General features: G+C 66.6%; 12 protein-coding genes. 7 read left to right on the plus strand and 5 right to left on the minus strand.

Going from position 1 to position 19,880, the window contains the following annotated elements:
* Window positions 1–35: 35 nt before the first annotated feature.
* Complete coding sequence (gene gudD, locus HD842_RS08930) at window positions 36–1,376, plus strand: glucarate dehydratase (protein ID WP_183553245.1); 1,341 nt, start codon at window positions 36–38, stop codon at window positions 1,374–1,376.
* Here gudD and HD842_RS08935 read toward each other — a convergent pair whose 3' ends face one another.
* Entirely contained in the window at window positions 1,377–2,078 is a 702-nt protein-coding gene (locus HD842_RS08935; RefSeq protein ID WP_183553247.1) for an SOS response-associated peptidase family protein, read from the minus strand. It abuts the gene before it with no gap.
* 98 nt (window positions 2,079–2,176) lie between these two features.
* Between HD842_RS08935 and HD842_RS08940 the strand changes: the two genes are divergently transcribed.
* Window positions 2,177–5,377, plus strand: a complete 3,201-nt coding sequence (locus HD842_RS08940; RefSeq protein WP_183553249.1) for a hybrid sensor histidine kinase/response regulator — start codon at window positions 2,177–2,179, stop codon at window positions 5,375–5,377.
* A 95-nt stretch (window positions 5,378–5,472) separates the two neighbouring features.
* Here the strand turns inward: HD842_RS08940 and HD842_RS08945 are convergent, their stop codons facing one another.
* Genes HD842_RS08945 through HD842_RS08960 form a run of 4 tightly spaced genes read right to left on the minus strand, consistent with a single transcriptional unit; the run spans window position 5,473 to window position 10,080 of the window.
* Entirely contained in the window at window positions 5,473–7,041 is a 1,569-nt protein-coding gene (locus HD842_RS08945; protein WP_183553251.1) for a chemotaxis protein CheW, read from the minus strand.
* 17 nt (window positions 7,042–7,058) lie between these two features.
* Window positions 7,059–7,550, minus strand: a complete 492-nt coding sequence (locus HD842_RS08950; RefSeq protein ID WP_183553253.1) for a chemotaxis protein CheD — start codon at window positions 7,548–7,550, stop codon at window positions 7,059–7,061.
* Entirely contained in the window at window positions 7,547–8,365 is an 819-nt protein-coding gene (locus HD842_RS08955; RefSeq protein WP_183553255.1) for a CheR family methyltransferase, read from the minus strand. Before HD842_RS08955 ends, HD842_RS08950 begins: the two co-directional genes overlap by 4 nt.
* Before the next feature lie 17 nt (window positions 8,366–8,382).
* Window positions 8,383–10,080 carry a methyl-accepting chemotaxis protein gene (locus tag HD842_RS08960; RefSeq protein WP_183553257.1) on the minus strand — a complete coding sequence of 566 codons (1,698 nt, stop codon included), beginning with the start codon at window positions 10,078–10,080 and terminating at the stop codon, window positions 8,383–8,385.
* A gap of 367 nt (window positions 10,081–10,447) precedes the next feature.
* Here HD842_RS08960 and HD842_RS08965 point away from each other — a divergent pair, with 367 nt between their 5' ends.
* From HD842_RS08965 to HD842_RS08985, 5 genes are all read left to right on the plus strand, one after another.
* Window positions 10,448–10,951, plus strand: a complete 504-nt coding sequence (locus tag HD842_RS08965) for a DUF11 domain-containing protein (RefSeq protein WP_183553259.1) — start codon at window positions 10,448–10,450, stop codon at window positions 10,949–10,951.
* A 128-nt stretch (window positions 10,952–11,079) separates the two neighbouring features.
* Complete coding sequence (locus HD842_RS08970; protein WP_183553261.1) at window positions 11,080–12,390, plus strand: NEW3 domain-containing protein; 1,311 nt, start codon at window positions 11,080–11,082, stop codon at window positions 12,388–12,390.
* A 109-nt stretch (window positions 12,391–12,499) separates the two neighbouring features.
* Window positions 12,500–17,287 (plus strand): DUF11 domain-containing protein, encoded by a 4,788-nt coding sequence (locus tag HD842_RS08975; protein WP_183553263.1) that lies wholly within the window; start codon window positions 12,500–12,502, stop codon window positions 17,285–17,287.
* Window positions 17,288–17,301: 14 nt separating this feature from the next.
* Window positions 17,302–18,981 (plus strand): DUF11 domain-containing protein, encoded by a 1,680-nt coding sequence (locus tag HD842_RS08980; protein WP_183553265.1) that lies wholly within the window; start codon window positions 17,302–17,304, stop codon window positions 18,979–18,981.
* Between the two features lie 230 nt (window positions 18,982–19,211).
* A complete protein-coding gene (locus tag HD842_RS08985; RefSeq protein ID WP_183553267.1) occupies window positions 19,212–19,871 on the plus strand; it encodes a response regulator in 660 nt (219 codons plus the stop codon).
* Window positions 19,872–19,880: the final 9 nt, after the last annotated feature.

The raw sequence follows: 19,880 nt of genomic DNA on the forward strand, positions 1-19,880 counted from the left end.
AGACCCGTTCAACATTTATTTTCAAGCAGCCCATCATGTCCAATACTCCGGCAAACGCCCCCGTCATCACCAGCCTGCGCGTCGTCCCCGTCGCCGGCCAGGACAGCATGCTCCTGAACCTGAGCGGCGCGCACGGCCCCTGGTTCACCCGCAATATCGTGATCCTGACCGACAGCGCCGGCAATACCGGCCTGGGCGAAGTGCCCGGCGGCGAAAAGATCCGCCAGACCATCGAAGATGCCGGCCCGTTCGTCATCGGCGCCACGCTGGGCGACTACAACAAGGTGCTGAACGCGATGCGCAGCGCGTTCGCCGACCGCGACCTGGGCGGCCGCGGCCTGCAGACGTTCGACCTGCGCACGACCATTCACGCCGTGACGGCCGTCGAATCGGCGATGCTCGACCTGCTCGGCCAGTTCATGGGCGTGCCGGTGGCGGCGCTGCTGGGTGAAGGCCAGCAGCGCACGGCGGTCGAGATGCTGGGCTACCTGTTCTATGTGGGCGACAGCGGCAAGACGCCGCTGGGCTACCGCAGCGAGGCCGATGCGGTCGATCCCTGGCTGCGCCTGCGCAATGAGCAGGCGCTCACGCCGGAAGCGATCGTGCGCCTGGCCGAAGCGGCACGCGAGCGCTACGGCTTCAATGACTTCAAGCTCAAGGGCGGCGTGCTGGGCGCCGATGAGGAGATGGAGGCGATCGTCGCCCTGCACGAGCGCTTCCCGCAGGCGCGCGTGACGCTCGACCCGAATGGCGGCTGGCTGCTGGCCGACGCCATCCGCGTCTGCCGCGACAAGCACGACATCCTGGCCTATGCGGAAGACCCGTGCGGCGCCGAGAACGGGTACTCGGGCCGCGAAGTGATGGCCGAGTTCCGCCGCGCCACGGGCCTGCGCACGGCCACCAACATGATCGCGACCGACTGGCGCCAGATGGCCCATGCGATCCAGCTGCAGTCGGTCGACATCCCGCTGGCCGACCCGCACTTCTGGACCATGCAGGGCTCGGTGCGGGTGGCCCAGTTGTGCGAGATGTTCGGCCTGACCTGGGGCTCGCACTCGAACAACCATTTCGACATCTCACTGGCGATGTTCACGCACGTGGGCGCCGCCGCGCCGGGGCGCGTTACGGCCATCGACACCCACTGGATCTGGCAGGATGGCCAGCACCTGACCAAAGAACCGCTGCGCATCGAAGGTGGCGTGGTGCAGGTGCCGGCGCGCCCGGGCCTGGGTATCGAACTGGATGCCGACAAGCTCGAAGCAGCGCACCAGGCCTACAAGAATCTCGGCCTGGGCGCACGTGACGATGCGGTGGCGATGCAGTACCTGATCCGCGACTGGAAGTTCGACAACAAGCGCCCTTGCCTGCTGCGCTGATCAGAACAGCTCACCATTGACAGGCACCGGCGCCGCGGTCGACGGTGCTGCGCGCCTGGGCGCCAGCGGCGCCGGCCACGCCGTCATCGCCTCGGCCGGGAAATGACGCAGGAAGCTGTGCGCCACGTCGAGATCGCGGCTGCCCAGCCAGTCGCGCACCTCGTCGTCGCCCAGCAGCACGAGCGAGCGCTTTTCGTCGCCCGGCCGGTGCATGCGGCGCATCAAGGGATGCGTGTCGGCGTTGATCGTGATCTGGGTGAAGGCACTGGTCATGCTGCCGTCGGCTTCCTGCCATTCGCGCCACAGCCCCGCCACCCAGAACAACGATTTGTCGCGCATGCCGATCGCCGTGCGTTCGGCCCGGCCGCTTTCGTAGCACGGCTCGTAAAACCACAGCATCGGCACCGCGCACAGTTGCAGGCGGCGCCAGGCCGACGCGAACGAACGGCGAGCAACGAGCGATTCGGCGCGCGCGTTCATCGTGTCGAACGGTTTCACGTCGGGCGGAATGTGGCGGCGCGGGACCATGCCGTAGCTCGCCACGCGCGCCTGCGGCGCCAGCCCAGGCGCGGCACACAGGATCGGCGCATCGTAATCCTTCCACGTTTCTTCGGGCCAGTGCCAGTCGCGCGGCAACTGGCTGAAGGCGCCAATGCGGCCGTTGAACATCTCGGGCGTCGGGGGATGGTAATTCACGCACATGGCTGTACTCCCAAAATATTTCTTATCGGTAATGATGCGTCACTGCTCAGCGGTACAAGTGTAAAATACCAGCGTCCTTTTTTAGCATTCTACCCACGATGCCAGCCAGCCTGCCCTTCCTGCCCGAAATCGACGAAACCTCGCGTTTGGTCCTGGCCTACCCCTGGCAAAGCACCGATCTCGGCCCCATCGACGCCTGGCCAACCGTGCTCAAGACGACCGTCGCGCTGATCATGGCCACCCCAACGCCCATCGTCACGCTGTGGGGCCCGGACGGCTACATGATCTACAACGACGCCTACCGGGTGTTCGCGGGCGGGCGCCACCCGACGCTGCTGGGCTCGAAAGTACGCGAAGGCTGGCCCGAGGTGGCCGCGTTCAACGACAACGTGATGCGCGTCGGCCTGGCGGGCGGCACGCTCAGTTACCGGGATCAGGAACTCACACTGCACCGCGGCGGGCCGCCCGAGCAGGTCTGGATGAATCTCGACTATTCCCCGATCCGCGACGGGGATGGCATCGTCGCCGGCGTCATGGCGGTCGTGGTCGAGACTTCCAGCAAGGTCAAGGCCGAACGCCACATCCAGGCCGAGCGCGCGCGCCTGCACACGATGTTCGAGCAGGCGCCGGGCTTCATCTGCCTGCTCGATGGCCCCGAGCACCGCTACGCGCTGGCCAATGACGCCTACCGCATCCTGATGGGCGACCGTCCCCTGCTCGGCCTGACGGTCATGGAGGCCTTGCCCGAGCTGGCCGCGCACGGCCTCGTCGCGCAGCTCGATCGCAGTTTCGCCGATGGCACGGCATTTCGTGCCGAAGGCGCCGAACTGGTGCTGAACAATCCCGACCAGGACGGGCCGACCCGCACCTTCATCGACGTGGTGCTGCAACCGCTGCGTGACGCCGATGGCGCCGTGTTCGCGACCTTCGTGCTTGGCAACGACGTCACCGAGCGGGTGCAGGCCGAGCGCGCGCTGCGCGCGAGCGAAGCGCGCTTTCGCACCTTTGCGCAGGCCATGCCGAATCATGTGTGGGCCGCGCGTGATGACGTCAGTGTCGAGTGGATCAACGACCGCGTGCGTGACTACGCCGGCTGCAGCGCCTCGCCCAACGAGGCGCTGGGCCTGGGCTGGCAGGCGATCGTGCATCCCGATGACCTGGCGCGCTACCGCGCCGTCTGGGAATCGAGCGTGGCAGCGGGCGCGCCGATCGACACCGAAATCCGCCTGCGCCGCCACGACGGCCAGTACCGCTGGCACCTGGTGCGCGCGCACCGCTCACCGGGCGAGGCGGGCGAAGCGTCGCTCTGGATCGGCAGCAGCATCGATATCGAAGACCAGAAGCGCGCCGCCGACGCACTGGCCTTGTCCAATGCGAGCCTGGAAGAACGGGTCGAACGCCGCACGGCCGAACGCGACCGCATGTGGCGCCTGTCGAAGGACATCATGCTGGTGGCGGACCTGCATGCCACGCTGTTCGCCGTCAATCCGGCCTTCACGGCCATCCTCGGCTGGACCGAGGCCGAGGTGCTGGGCACGCCGATGCTCGCGCTTGTACATCCCGACGACCGCGCCGTGACAGCGCAGCAGATGGAGGCACTGCGCGCGGGCGGCCAGATGTACCGCTTCGAAAACCGCTGGCAGCGCAAGAATGGCTCGTGGTGCAACCTGTCGTGGACCGCGTCGCCCGACCTGCAATACGTGCACGCCGTGGGCCGCGACATCAGCGCCGACCTGGCGCAACTGGAAGTGATGCGGCGCACCGAGGCGGCGCTGCAGCAGTCGCAGAAGATGGAAACGATCGGCAAACTCACCGGCGGCGTGGCGCATGACTTCAACAACCTGCTGCAGGTCATCGGCGGCAACCTGCAGCTGATCGCGCGCCGCGCCGACGGCCTGCCGGATATCCAGAAGCGCGTCCAGAACGCCATGAGCGGCGTCGAACGGGGCGCCAAGCTGGCGAGCTCCCTGCTGTCGTTCGCGCGGCGCCAGCCGCTCGAACCCAAGGCCGTCAAGATCGGCCGCCTGCTGGGGAATATGGACGACATGATGCGGCGCGCGCTGGGTGAAGAAATCGACATCGAGATGGTGATTTCGGGCGGCCTCTGGACCACCGAGGTGGACCCTGCGCAGCTCGAGAACGCGATCCTGAACCTGGCGATCAACGCGCGCGACGCGATGGAAGGCGCCGGGCGCCTGACCCTTGAGGTGGCCAATGCGTCGCTCGACGACACCTACTGCGTGGGGCACCCGGAAGTAGCGCCCGGCCAGTACGTGATGCTGGCCGTGAGCGACACCGGCAGCGGCATGCCGCAGGACGTGATCGACCAGGCCTTCGAGCCGTTCTTCTCGACCAAGCCCGAAGGCAAAGGCACGGGCCTGGGCCTGTCGATGGTGTATGGCCTGGTCAAGCAATCCGGCGGCCACGTCAAGATCTACAGCGAGGTCGGTGAAGGCACCACGATCAAGATCTACCTGCCCCGCTCCCTGCAGGTCGAGGATCACGCGGGAGAACCGCTGCTGCAGCCGGTCACGGGCGGCCACGAGACGGTGCTGGTGGTCGAGGACGACGAGCAGGTGCGCCTGACGGTGGTCGACATGCTGACCGACCTGGGTTACCGCGTGCTGCGCGCCAACGATGCCAGCGCGGCGCTGACCGTGGTCGACAGCGGCATTCACATCGACCTGCTGTTTACCGACGTCGTGATGCCCGGGCCGCTGCGCAGCCCCGAGCTGGCCAAAAAGACGCGCGAGCGCCTGCCGAACGTGGCGGTGCTGTTCACGTCGGGCTATACCGAGAACGCGATCGTGCACGGCGGCCGGCTCGACGCCGGCGTCGAACTGCTCGGCAAGCCGTACACGCGCGACAACCTGGCGCGCAAGGTGCGGCACGTGCTGTCGAACCAGCAGCAGAAGAATGCGCTGCTGGCGGCAACCTTGCCCCCGGCGGCGTCAGTGCCGGCAACGTCCAAGGCCCGCGTGCTGCTGGTGGAAGACGACGACGCCATCCGTGAGAACACGGCTGAACTGATGCGTTTTCTGGGGTATGAGGTGCTGGAAGCGGCCGATGCCGAAGCCGCGCTGGACTTGCTGGACCAGGCGCCCGACATCGTGCTGACCGACCTGCACCTGCCGAACATGCAAGGGGACGAACTGGCCCTGAAGGTCAAGGCGCATCTGCCGCAAACGCGCATCGCGTTTGCCAGCGGGGCCAGTCAGGCGTCCAGCGTCGCCGATGCGATTCTGGCCAAGCCGTATGATGCGCAGCAGCTGGAGGCGTTGCTGGAGCGGCTGGCCTGACGCGGTGTTGATTGCTTACCGGATGACGTTGAAGTCAACGTTCACCGCGTGGACGGCGTAGCCGTCCACCCTACGTAATGACGAGGCAGCGTGGCTCAGTGCACTGCGCCCAACTGCCCGCGCAGCGTGACGATGAACTTCTCCTTGTCGAACAGCGTCAGCACGTCCTCGCGCCCGTCGATGCCGGGTACTTCGAGCACTTCGGCGCTGTCCTGGCGCATGTCTTGCGGGCCGTTCACGCGCAGCAGTTGCGGCGATGGACGGCGCTGGGTGTCCGGCAGCGACAGGATGGTGTCGACGCGGTCGACGATCAGGCCGAACCGCTCGCCGTCGTGCTCGAGCACCAGGATGCGGCGCGCGGCATCGGTCGCCGGCGCGGCCGCCAAGGGCGCCATGCCGTACAACAGGCGCAGGTCGATCACGCACACCATCTGCTGGCGTACCTGGAGCATGCCGTGCACGCAGGCCGGCATCCCGGGCGGGCGGGTGACGGCGCCGTCGAAGTCGACGATCTCACGCACCTGGCTGATGTCGGCGGCCCAGCCGGTGTCCAGCGAAAATGCCAGGTACACCTGGCGCGCGCCGGTCATCTTGCGGGCAGCGCAGGCGGCGCCGGCTTCGTGTGCGTACAGGCGGCGATGGCCGGCGCAGATGTCGCTCACTTCGGACTCCGAGAATAAATGGTCATGGGCCAGGAACAGGCTGTCGCCCAGTTCGGCGTTGGGCAGGCAGCCGCGGTACATCGCGCCGCGCGCGGTGCCCAGCAGCGGGATGGGCAGGATGTCGGTGTCGAAGTATGGGCGGATGTCATCGACCGCATCGACCAGCAGGCCCAGTTGTTCGTCGCCGATGCGCACGATCAGCACGCGCGCATCGAGCGGCTCGGACTGCGACGGACCGCAACCCAGCAACGCGCCGAAATCGACCACGCCGACCGGCACACCACGCAGGTTCAGCCAGCCCTTGCACAGGCGGCCCACCATCACCGATGGCAGCAGGTCGGGCACGCGCATGATTTCCTGGATCGCTTCCATCGCCAGCGCGAAGCGCAGGCCGCCGACGGTAAACGAGATGCACTTGCGGCCCTGCGCCTGACGCAGAAAGCGCATGCGCCAGGCGTCGCGCGCCACGCTGGCATGGGCGCGCACCTGCGGCACGTTATCGATCCGTACCAGCGCATCGGCGTCGAGCAGTTGCAGTACGCGCGCGCCATCGGCCAGCGTGATCGTGCCGGCGACGACGCCGCGCGCAGCGTCCTGTTGCCAGTGCAGGCCGGCGCGTTGCTCGGGCCGCACGCGCAGCACTTCGCCGGTGGCGTCGAACACGAGGCCGACCTGGATGTCGTCGACATCGATGATCACCACGCGCTGCTCGCCCGTCACGGCGGGTGCGGCCGCGTCAAAGATGCGGGCCAGGTTCAGCAGCGGAATCGCCGCGCCGCGCAGTGTGAAGATGCCTTCCAGGCAGCGCGGCGACAATGGGATCGGCGTGATCCGCGCCGGCATGCCCACCACTTCGCGCACGTTCAATGCCGGCAGTGCGAACTCCTGCCCGGCCAGGAAGAACGTCCCCATCACTTCCATGCCGGCTGCTTCGCGCAGCACGCGCGCAGCCCCGGCCATCTGTCGTTCGATGGCCGTCACGGCCGCGTCGACATCAGTCATCGTTGCAGTCTCCATATTCATGCCGCCAGCGCCTCCTGTTCGCGCGCGATGCGCACCACGCTGAACGTCTGCTGATCGCAATCGATCGACAGGCGCCGGCCCTGCGAGCCGCCCACGTCCTGGAAACTCACCTGCAGACCGCGCAGCGACAAATGCGAGCGGGCCGCTTCGATATTGCGTGTACCGACCGCGCCGCCCACCGGGCGCAGGTTCAGCATGCGTGCGCCGCCGGCGATGACGACGTCGACTTCGTCGTACTGCTCGCGCCGCACGCCCATCATCGCCAGCAGGCGCGGCACCGCGGCGCTCACGTAACGGGCCGAGCCCTCGCCGGCTTCCACGCCATCGGGCAGGAAGCAGTGCGCCAGGCCGCAGCGGCCCTGCTTGCGCCAGATCATGCCGATCCCGACGCAGGAGCCCAGCAGCGCGGTCAGGACCTGGTGGCCGTGGCCGATCTGCATCTGGCCGGACAAGACATGCGACATCTGGCTCAGGCTTTGCATACTCATGATGGTTCTCCGCCGATACGATAAACATGGGCCTGCTCGAACGCGAACGCGGTCTGCAGGCGTGTGATGGATTCCTGTTCGCCCAGGACCAGGCGGGCGCTTGGTCCCATCGCGGCCCGGGCGCCGGCCAGCACCTGCTGCTGGTGCTCGGCGTCGAAATAGATCAGCACATTGCGCAGCATGACGAGGTCGAACGCGGCGCTCCGTGGCGGGCGGCCCAGCAGGTTGTGCTGGTCGAAGCGCACGTGCTGCGCGACGGCCGGATCGACTTTCACGCCGTCGCCATGCGCGACCAGGTACTTGCGAAACAGGGCCGGACGATCGGCCTCGAAGCGTGCCACGCTACGGCCGCGGTAGGCGCCGGCGCGCGCCGTGGCCAGCGCCGCATGCGAGATGTCGGTGCCGAGGATCTCGAAACGCAGGCCGGGTGCGTGCGCCTGGTATTCGAGGCAGCTCATGGCCAGCGAATAGGCTTCTTCGCCGGTGGCGGCAGCGGCCGACCAGATGCGCAGCGGCGCCGCGCGGCCCTGCGCCGCGAAGGCCGGCAGAAATGTCTCCGACAGCCAGGACCAGACAGCCGGCGTGCGGAAGAACACCGTGTCGTTGGTGGTCACCGAATCGATGAACGACGTGACCTCGGTGCGGTCGCTGGCCAGGCGCTCGATATAGCCGGCCCACGAGGCGATGCCCAGCGCGCGCAGGCGCGGGAGCAGGCGCCCCTGCAGCAGCACGCGCTTGTGCTCGTTCATCGCGATGCCCGTGTGCTGGCGCACCAGGGCGATCAGGGCGGAGAGATGGTCGTCGCGCAGTTCCATGGCCGTTTCCTCGTGCTTCAGACCACGAAGCGGGCGACAGTGTTGTTCAGGTGGGTGGCGTGCTCGTTCAGGCCCTCGGTCGAACGGGCGATGCTGTCGCACGAACCGGCCGACCGCTCGGTTTCCTGGGCGATGTAGAGGATCGCGGCCGAGACTTCCTTGGCCGTCAGCGACTGCTCGCTGGCGCTGTCGGATATCTCGGCGATCGCCAGCGAGGTCTTGCCGACGCCGCTGGTGATGCGGTCGAACGCTTCGCTGGCCTGGCGCGAGATTTCGCTGCCCTGCGCCACGCGGCGCACCGATTCATTGATCAGCTTCGAGATTTCCTTGGTTGCCTGCGACGAACGCTCGGCCAGCTTGCGCACTTCGTCGGCCACGACCGAGAAGCCCAGGCCGTGCTCACCGGCGCGCGCCGCTTCGATGGCCGCATTGAAGGCCAGCATATTGGTCTGGCCGGCGATCTCGCCGATGACCTTGACGATCTCGCCGATGTCTTCGGACGACTGGTTGATCATCGCCATCGCTTCGATCGAGCGGGCAATCGCCTTGGCGCCGATTTCCGCTTCGTCGCGGGTCGACTGGGCCAGGCTGTTGGCTTCCTGCGTGCTGCGGGCAATCGTGTTGATCGACGCGGTCAGGCCATCGACCGAGGCGTTCATCTGTTCGACCGTCGCGCCCAGCGCCTGGGCGCTGGCGGCCACCGTGTTGGAGCGCTCGGCGATCGTGCGCGACGAGACATTCAGTTTGCCGGCGGCAGAGACGGCGTCGCCGATCACGCCGCGCAGGTCGCCGATCATCTTCATCACGCCGCGCCCCAGTTCGTCAAGGGGCTCGGCGCCGCTGGTGTCGATCGTGCCGGTCAGGTCGCCGGCCGAGGCACGCGCGACCTGTTCGAGCAGCAGACCGACCTTGCGGCGCTCGTCTTCGGCGCGCTGGACGGCAGCTTCTTCGAGCATCACCTGGGCGGTGATGTCGGTGGCGAACTTGACGACTTTGACCGGCTTGCCGTTGGCGTCGAAGATCGGGTTGTAGGTCGCCTGGATCCACACGGTCTTGCCGTTATTGCCGTGGCGCTTGTAGCGGCCGGCGTCGAATTCGCCGCGGTTGAGCTTGCCCCAGAAGCGGCGATAGGCCGCGCTCGAGGCGTATTCGTCGTCGCAGAACACGCGGTGGTGCTCGCCGCGCACGTCTTCCAGCGCGTAGTCGAGCAGGTCGAGGAAGTTGGCATTGGCGTCGAGCAGCACGCCGCTCATGTCGAATTCGACCACGGCCTGCGCGCGGCCGATCGCCGACACGAGGCCGGTCGTCTCGGCGGCGCGCACTTTCTCGGCCGTGATGTCGGTGGCGAACTTGATGATCTTGGCGACGCGCCCCGAGCTGTCCTTGACCGGATTGTAGGACGCGTTGATCCAGAATTCGCGCCCGCCCTTGGCGATGCGCTTGTATTCGGCGCGGTCCGACTTGCCGGCGCCCAGGTCTTGCCAGAAACGGGCATACGCCGGCGAATCGATCAGCTCGCGCTCGCAGAACATCGAGTGATGACGCCCCGCCAGCTCGGCGTCCGTGTAACCCGTCACGCTCAGAAAGTTGTCGTTGGCGCGCAGGATGTTGCCATTCAAATCGAATTCGACGATGGCCTGGGCGCCGTCGAGCGCCGAGTAGATCGCACGCAGGTCTTGCAGCGCGTCAGGCGATTCCAGATAGATCGTTTCCATAAATTCAGTGAGATAGGTGAATAAGGGCGCTGCGGGCTACGACGCAACGGGTGCATGTCTGCATGATGCGTCATTTCACACAAACAGTAAATCCAGCAAAGTCAGAGTATTGATTCTGCGTGATTTATCGTTGCCTTACAACAACAAGCCGCCCTGTTAGAGATGAGAATCCCCATCTTTTACACGATTAGACGTCGTGATGATGTGTTCCATATGTTCCCTCCGCGCAACCAAATCAGTCAAAACGAAATATTTTTCTTGAGAAATTCAGCAAAGACGATAAAATTCCTCACATCAACAATCCAGTGAAAACGAAACCATGACCACTTTTAACCAGCACCGTTTGACTGAAACAAATCCCCTGTCCATGCGCATCGTGATGATCCTGCTGTTCTGGATCACGGTGCTGGCCGGTACGAAGGTGTTTGCTGCCGATGCCCAGGCCGTCGATGTGCGCCTGCAAGCCTTCCAGGTCGTCACCCAGGACAAGGGCGGCGAAAAGCTGGTGCCTGCCATTGAGGCCAATCCTGGCGACACCATCGAATACCAGGTCACCTACCAGAACCACGGCAAGTCGATCGCAAAAGGAGTAGCAGCGACACTGCCGGTACCGGACGGCGCGATGGTCTACCTCGACGGCAGCGCCGCCCCGAAAGCGGTCCAGGCCAGTCTCGATGGCAAGCAGTTCAGTCCCCTGCCCCTGACCCGCGAAGTGATGCGCAACGGTCGCCGCACCGTCGAGCCGGTTCCGCCCGAGCAATACCGTTTTTTGCGCTGGGACCTGGGCGATCTCGCACCCGGCAAGGCCGCGACCGTGACCTCGCGCATGCGTGTCGCCGTCCCGCCGTCGGCCAGGCTCGCACGCTCCTGACCCTGTGATTTCCTGACGTTTCGGCGTCGCTCTGCAACACTGTGCAAATAGTTGTCATTTTATTAACTTAACGACCGATCACCCTGTTCGATCCTGACTCACGCAAGTCCCATTAAAAGGAAGCAGCCATGAAAACCCATCTCAAGCTCGTCGCCGCAGCAGCGCTGCTGGCAACCGCCAACGGCGCCTACGCCGCCACGGCGGCCGGCACCCAGATCACCAACCAGGCCACCGCCACCTATAACGATTCCACCGGCACCAAGACGGTCCAGTCGAACACCGTGATCACGACCGTGCAGCAGGTCGCCAGCCTGACCATGCCGGCCGGTACCGCCAAGAGCGCCGGCGCCGGCACCTCGGTCACCTACGCCCACAGCGTGACCAACACCGGTAACGGCAGCGACACCTTCGCCCTGTCGCAAACCAATACCGGCACGCTGAACATGACCGGCGTCGTGTTCTATGCGGACGCCAACGGTGACGGCGTGGCCGACAACGCCATCCCGATCACCAGCACCGGCCCGCTGGCTGCCGGCGCCACCTTCCGCTTCGTGGCTGTCGCCGCGCTGCCGGCCGGCGCCGCCAACGGCACTACCAACGTGCTGACCGTCCGCGCCACCAGCGGCTTCAACGGCGCGGTCACCGCCGCCAGCATCGACACCACCACCGTCTCGGCCGGCGCCGTGATCGACCTCACCGCCAACTCGGCCGGGGCCGGCGCACCGGGCGCAGGCCCCGGCGTCGAAGCGGCGGCCGTGGAAACCAAGACGACGACGGCCGGCACGATGACCTCGTTCGTCCTGTTCCTGAACAACACCGGCGGCAGCCCCGACACCTTCAATCTGCAGGCGAGCACCGACGGCACGTTCGGCACGCAAATCCTGCCAACGGGCTGGACCGTGGTCTTCAAGGACGCCAACGGCGCGGTCATCACCAATGCCACCGTCGCCGCCGGCGCCAATGTGCGCGTGACGGCCGAAGTGACGCCGCCAGCCGGCACCGCACCAGGCACGACCGACCTGTATTTCCGCGCCATCTCGGGCACCACCGGCGTGGCCGACCGCATCCACGAAGCCGTCACGGTTGCCGCTGCCGATTCGCTCGTCGAGCTGGTCAAGACCCAGGCCCTGGACGCCAACTGCGATGGCACCGCCGATACCGCGTTCAGCAATGCACCGATCACGGCCGGCGCCGTGCCGGGCGCCTGCATCCGCTACCAGATCGTCGGTACCAACAAGGGCGTGACCGTCATCAACTCAATGGTCATGACCGACACGATCCCGGCCAACACGACCTACCACGCCGGTGCCCCGGCCAACACGCTGCTGGGTTCGATCCTGGCGCCAGCCGCGGGCCTGGTTGGCAGCGTCTCGGCGACTGTCGGCAATCTGGCCCCGGGCCAGTCGAACACGATGGCCTTCGGCGTGAAGATCGACTAAGTAGACCAACGTAAACCAACGCAGCGCCGCTCCGGCGGCGCTGCCTTCGAATTCCCAGACTCCCGCGCGCGCCATGACGACCTTCCTCCGACACCTCGTATTTCTCTGCATGAGCTTTGTCCTGTGGTTGTCCTGCGACGCGGGCGCCGCCATCAACAACCGTGCCAGCGCGACCTTCGTCGGCGCGGCCGGCACCAGCATCACCATTGAATCGAATACCGTGCGCGCCGTGCGCCCCGATTCGATCACCTATTTCACCTCGGCCGCCTACAGCCGCGTGGCGCGCGCCACCGAACTCAACGGCAACCTGTTCCTTCAGGTCGACGCTGCCGAGTGCAACACCGATAAAAGTGTTGCCGAGCAGGTCAGCGTGACGCTGATCTCCACACTGACCGGTGACCGGCAAGCATTCACGGCGCGCGAGACGGGCGCCGACACGGGCGAATACCGCTTCAACGCCATCGCCGCGAGCTACCGCGACGACGACGACCACGAGGATGACGCTGCCGACGGCATCATCGAAGTCATGAAGAACGACACCCTGCTGGCCAGCGTCGAAGGCTGCGGCAGCGGCATGATCCAGACCGCGATCCTGGTCGACCCGATCGGCATCGTCTACGACAGCCGCAGCAACCTGCCACTGCCGGGCGCGACCGTGACCCTGATCGACATCAGCGGCGCCGGCAACGGCGGCGCGCCAGGTGCACCGGCCCGCGTGTTTGGCGTGGATGGCGTCACGCCGGCGCCAAGCACCGTCATCACCGATCGCGGCGGCATGTACCAGTTTCCACTGGTGGCACCGAGCCTGTACCGCCTGCAGGTGACGCCGCCGTCGAACTACGGCTTCCCGTCAAAGCGCGCCATCGGCGAACTGCCGGCCGGCCGCACCACCAACCTGTATGGCTCGTTCGGCGGCGAGTTCACGGTCAGCGAAACCTCCGGCGTGGTCACGATCGACGTGCCACTCGACCCGATCCCGGGCGTGCTGTACGTGGAAAAGAACGCGTCGCGCGCCATCGTCGAAGTCGGCGACGTGCTCGATTACACGGTGCGCGTGCACAACACCGCCGAACAGGCGCTGGTGGATGTCGTGGTCGAAGACCGCCTGCCGGCCGGTTTCAGTTTCGTGCCGGGAACGCTGCGCATCGATGGCGCGCTCGTTACCGACCGGTTCGAAAACCGCGGCCCGACGCTGCGCATTCCCCTCGATACGCTGGCCGCGAAATCGAACCGCGTGCTGCGCTACCGCGTGCGCATCGGCGGCGGCGCGCTGCAGGGGGACGGCATCAACCGCGCCCAGGCCACCAGCGGCGCCCCGCTGGCCCTCGTCTCGTCGGTGGCCGCGGCCAAGGTCAAGGTCGAAGCCGGCATCTTCAGCAGCAAGGGCTTCATCCTGGGCGACGTGTTCGCCGACTGCAATGTCAATGGCCAGCGCGACCTGGGCGAGCCGGGCATTCCCGATGTTCGCATCTACCTGGAAGACGGCAGCTTCTCGCAGACCGATGCCGATGGCCGCTACAGCTTCGCCGACGTCGCCCCGCGCACCCACGTGGCGAAAGTCGACCTGAGCACGATGCTGGCCGGTCGGCTGGCCGTGCTGTCGAACCGCAATGCGGGCGACGCCGGCAGCCGCTTCGTCGACCTCAAGGACGGCGAACTGGCGCGCGCCGATTTCGCGCTGAGCGGCTGCAATCCCGACGTGCTCGAGGCGATCAAGGCCCGGGCCGCCCGCCTGCGCGCCGTGCTGGCCTCGGCCGCCGTGCTGACCGCCCCAAGCCCGGCCGCAGCAAAAGCCGCGCCCGAGCTGGACCTGGCCACCGTGACCAACCGCCTGGGCTTCGTCGGCCTGGTCGACGGCGCGATCCTGCCGCACGCCCAGCCGACCATCCGCGTCAAGGGCGGCGCCGGTTCGAGCTTCACACTGCTGGTCGATGGCGTCGCCGTGGACGACAGCCATATCGGCAAGCAGGACACGGTCGCCGCCCAGGCGCTCGAGCTGCGCGACTATGTCGGCGTGACCCTGAAACCTGGCCACAACCTGATTGAAGTGCGCGAGACCGACAGCTTCGGCAACCCGCGCGGCAGCAGCGTCGTCGACGTCATCGTGCCGGGCGCCCTGGCGCGCCTGTCGGTCGCCCCGCTGGTCGAATCCGCGCCGGCTGACGGCCGCTCGCTGGTGATGGTCGCCGTGCGCCTCGAAGACGCCCATGGCGTGCTGATCGCCGAACGCACCCCGGTCACTTTGGCCGCCAGCGCCGGCCAGTGGGACCAGCCCGACCTCGATCCACGCGAGCCTGGCCACCAGGTCTTCGTCGAAGGCGGCAGCGCCGAATTCGCGCTGCGCACGGCAGCGGACGCCGGCGAAGCCCGCCTGCAAGCCACCAGCGGCCTGCTGCGCGCGAAGAACACGCTGCGCTTCCTGCCGGCCCTGCGCCCGATGGTGGCAGCCGGCGTCGTCGAAGGCGCCTTCAGCCTGAACCGCAGCCGCGGCAATACTGCGACCCCGCTGCGCGATTTCGACGGCTTCGAAGACCGCCTGCGCCACGTGGCCGGGGGCGAGACCGTCAATGCCGGCGCCCGCGCCGCGATGTTCGCCAAGGGCCAGATCGGCGCCGATACGCTGCTGACCATGTCGTACGACTCGGACAAGGACACCGAACCGAAGATGTTCCGCGACATCAACCCGTTTGCGTTCTACCCGACCTACGGCGACGACGCACGCCGCGGCTTCGAAGCGCAATCGGCCGGCCGCCTGTACGTCAAGGCCGAGCGCAACCGCTCGTACGTGATGTTCGGCGACTTCGTGCCGCCGGGCGTCACCCCGGCGCGCAACCTGGGCGCCTACAACCGCAACCTGACGGGCCTGCGCCAGCACGCTGAACTCGATGGTCTGACAGTCGACTCGTTCCTCAGCTACGACAGCACCCGTCAGATGGTCGAAGAATTCGCCGCCAACGGCACCTCGGGCCCGTTCCTCACCGGCGGCGGCCTGATGGTCATCAACAGCGAGCGCATCGAAATCATCGTGCGTGACCGCGACCAGACCGGCGTGATCCTGTCGCGCCGCGCCCTGGTGCGCTACGTCGACTACGACATCGATCCGCTCAGCGGCCGCATCCTGCTGCGCGCCCCGGTGCCGAGCCTGGACGAAAACCTGAACCCGGTCAGCCTGCGCCTGGCGTACGAAGTCGACCAGAATGGCGCGCGCTTCCTGGTCGGCGGTGTCGCTGCCCAGTACCAGATCGGCAGCCACGTCGACCTCGGCGCCAGCGCCGTTGAAGACCGCAACCCGGCCGCTCCGACCCGCCTGGTAAGCGTCAACGCCAGCGTCAAGCCGGACGAAAAAACCGTCGTCATCGTCGAAGCGGCGCAGATGGAAAAAGCCGGCCTGTCGGGTCGCGCCGCGCGCTTTGACGCGAACCGCACCGACGGCAAGCTCGAAAGCCACCTGTTCCTCGGCCGCGCCGACGCCAACTTCGACAATCCATCGGCCAATCTGCCGAAGGGCCGCACCGAAGGCGGCGCCAATGTGCGCTACCGCTTCACCGAGCGCACCAGCGTCGGCCTGGAAGGCCTGCACACGGCCGACCTGACCACCGACGCCACCCGCAACGGCGTGCAGCTCTTCGCCGGTTACGCGTTCGAGAATGGTCTGCAAGCCGAAGTGGGCATGCGCCATTCACGTGAAGAAGGCGGCGCCGGCGTCATCGTGGCCAAGCCCGACCTGACCAGCGTGCGCGCCAAGCTGGGCATGCAGATCCCTGGCCTGCCGCAGGCCGGCGTGTTCGTCGAAGGCGAACAGGATATCCACGACAATGGCCGCCGCATGGTGGCACTGGGCGGCGACTACCGCTTCGCCGGCGGCAGCCGCGTGTACGGCCGCCATGAACTGATCAGCAGCCTGGGTTCAACCTATGCGCTGAACCAGGGCCAGCAGCGCCATGCCACCGTATTCGGCGTCGACACCGACTACATGCACGACGGCCGTGTGTTCTCGGAATACCGCGCCGGCGGCACCTCGCCAGCGGGCACCGTGACCGGCGAGCGCCAGGCCGAAGCAGCCCTTGGCCTGCGCAATCTGTGGACGCTGGGCGACGGCGTGCGCGCCAACACCAGCTTCGAGCGCGTCAAGGTGCTCTCGGGCGCCAACAACAACGAAGCGATCGCCCTGACCGGCGCCATCGAAGTGAGCCGCCATCCGACCTGGACCGGCAACGCCCGCCTCGAACTGCGCCACGGCGCCGACAGCGACGGCCTGCTCTCGACGCTCGGCCTGGCCTACAAGATCGACGACGGCTGGACCTTCCTGGGCAAGAACACGCTGGCCGCCACCCGTTCGAATGCCAGCAAGACCATGCGCGTGACCGAACTGCTGCAAAGCGGCGTGGCTTACCGCGCGCTGCAGTCGATCGGCGTGAACGGCCTGGCCAAGTACGAGTACAAGCTCGAACGCGACGACGGCCTGGCTGACCTCAAGCGCGCCGTGCACGCCGTCTCGGTCGGCGCCAACTGGCAGCTGCGCACGGACACCACGGTCAGCGCCCGCTACGCCGCCAAGATGGCGATGGACCAGTCGAGCGGCCTGTCGAACCGCACGGTCAGCCACCTGGTGGCCGGCCGCGTGACCCACGAGATCAATGCCGACTGGGACATCGGCGCCACCGCGCAGATGCTGATGGACCGCGACACGCGCGGCCGCCAGTACGCCGCCGGCATCGAGGCGGGCTACCAGCTGCAACGCAATATGTGGGTCTCGGCCGGCTACAACCTGCTCGGCTTCAAGGAACGCGACCTGGCCGGCGCCGACGCCACCGCCAAGGGCGTGTACTTCCGGGTACGCATGAAGTTCGACGAGAACACGCTGCAAGGCCTGCTCACGGGCGACCTGCTCAAGTAATCAAGGATACCGACATGACTTTCGCACTGCTCTCGTCCCGCCTTCGCCATGCCTGGCTGCGCGTCTTCGTGGCCCTCGCCTGCCTGCTCGGCGCCCTGCCGGCCAAGGCCGACTGCACGGTAACCGGCGCCTGCATCACCGCCGGCCCGCGCCTGGCCAGCGTCGACACCGGCAAGAGCGCCCTGCTCGGCCCGCTGCTGGGCGGCATGCTTGGCACCGGCACCTCGCTCAATGCGGTCGACTGGAACGCACTGGCCGGCGGCAACCTGAACCTGCTGAATTTCCTGAACGTGCTCAAGACCGACCTGGGCGTATCGACCCCGGCGCAGGCACTGAGTGCCAACGTCACGCTGGCCCAGATCGCCAACGCGCTGGCAGTCGAGGCGCAGGCCGAGGCCAAGCCGCAGCTGGCCGGTGCGTTGTCCGGCCTGGCCTCGCAACTCAATGGCGTGGGCGGCACCGTGCGCCTGGGCGACCTGCTCAAGGTGACGGCCGACACCGGGTCGCTCGGCACCAGCACGATCAATGCGCTCGACATGTTCACCGGACTGGTCCAGCTGTACAACCGCCGCAACGTGCTGACCACGCCGCAGCCGGTCGGGATTTCGGGTGGCCTCTTGGGCGCGACCGGCGTGGTCAACAGCCTGCAACTGTATGCCCAGGCGATCGAGCCGCCGGTGTACGTGTGCGGGCCGACCGGTTCGACCTTCCATTCGGCCGCGATCCGCCTCAAGCTCAAGATGGACCTGGTGTCGCTGACGCCGGTCACCGATTCGCTGGTCGGTACGGGACTGCTGCAAAGCGCATCGGTCGGCATCGGCAAGCTGGACGTGTACGTGGAAGTCGCGCGCGGCCAGGGCAGCCTCTCCGCCGTGAGTGCCGCGACCAAGGCCGTCACGCTGCAGGTGGCGCCGGGCGTGTCCGACATCTTCATCGGCAAGATCGACGACAGCGTGTTCTTCAACCGCAGCCGCGCGATTCTCGACTCGGACGTCGACTTCGGCACGATCGGATCGCTGCGGGCCGCCGCGCTGGGGCTGTTGCCGGTCGATATTGCGCTCGACATCAAGAGCATCGTGCGTGGCCAGGCGCCATTCTCGACGAGCGTGACGATGTCGGGCACGTTCCCGCAGACGCGCACCGTGACCTCGAGCACGACCTTCATCACGAATGCGGCCAACAGCCTGGTGACCAATCTGCAGATCCGCAGCATGCCGGCCCTGGGGCTGTTGCAGGGCGCGGTCGAACCGCTCGTCAAGACGCTGGTGAAGGGCGTGGTCACGCCACTGCTTGCGCCGGTGCTGGCTGGCGTGGCCGATCCGCTGCTCAAGCTGCTCGGCATCGGCCTGGGCGAAATCGTCGTCACGGTCGAGGGCATTTGCCAGACCTGCGACGACTTCAAGCTGACCAAGGCAGTCGACAAGGCCAACGCGACGCCGGGCAGCACGATCCTGTATACGATCACGTTCCAGAACAGTGGCACCACGACGCTGACGCAACTGAAGATCGAAGACACCACACCGGCCTTCACGACCTACGCCGACAGCAGCTGCGGCACGCTGCCCTCCGGCCTGGCCTGCGCGGTGGCCGCCAAACCCGACGTGGGCGCCAACGGCAAGATCGAATGGGGCATCACCGGCACGCTGGCGCCGGGGGCCAGTGGTACCGTGACGGTGACGGTAAAAGTACAATAGTGCGCCGTTGTTCATGACCGCAAGTTACAATACAGAAACGGGTTATCACGTTTCACTATCGTAATTTGTGATAATTTGATAGATTGTTGACTTGCCCATGTGTATTCGTTACGCATCCAGGTGGCTTGATCCAGCTGTTTCCAGCGCGCTGTCGCCCTTGCGACGCGCAACGGGGTGGATCGTCGGCCCCCCGGTCGGGAGGCTTTTAACCACCTGCACAACTCTATTTCATGATATCGCACAGCAGTCCGGCACCGGCGCCGACCGACCCCGCTTCCGCAGAAGTCTGCTCGACCAAGGAGGCGGCGAGCCTGCTTGGCGTGTCGCACCGGACCGTGCAACTCTGGGTCGAAAGCGGCGTGCTGCAAGCCTGGAAAACCGCCGGCGGCCACCGCCGTATCCTGCTCACCTCCGTACACCGACTGGTCGCGCAGCGCAATCACGCAGTCACCGGCGGTCAACCTGCACTGGTGCCCGCCACCAGATCGACACCCGCCGGCCGGCGCATCGTGATGGCCGATGACGACGCAACGCTCCTGCGCCTGTACGAGCTGGAAATGTCGGGCTGGGGCCTCGACGCCCAGCTGATCAAGGCGCGCGACGGCTTCGATGCGCTGATCCGGATCGGCGAAGCGCGGCCCGACCTGTTGATCAGCGACTTGAACATGCCGGGCATGGATGGTTTCCGCATGGTACGTACACTGCGCGCCGACCCGCGCTATGGCAATATGGCAATCATCGTCATCAGCGGCCTCGACCCTGCAACCATCAAGTCGATGGGCCTGCCCGATGACATCCCGGTATTTGCCAAGCCGGTGCGCTTCCCTGAACTGCGCGCCCGGATCGAACGCATCTTCAGTGACATCGACGGGGCGGCTGCCCGCGACTGACAGGATCAA

This window comes from Massilia aurea, from assembly GCF_014200505.1.
Taxonomy (GTDB): domain Bacteria; phylum Pseudomonadota; class Gammaproteobacteria; order Burkholderiales; family Burkholderiaceae_D; genus Telluria; species Telluria aurea_B.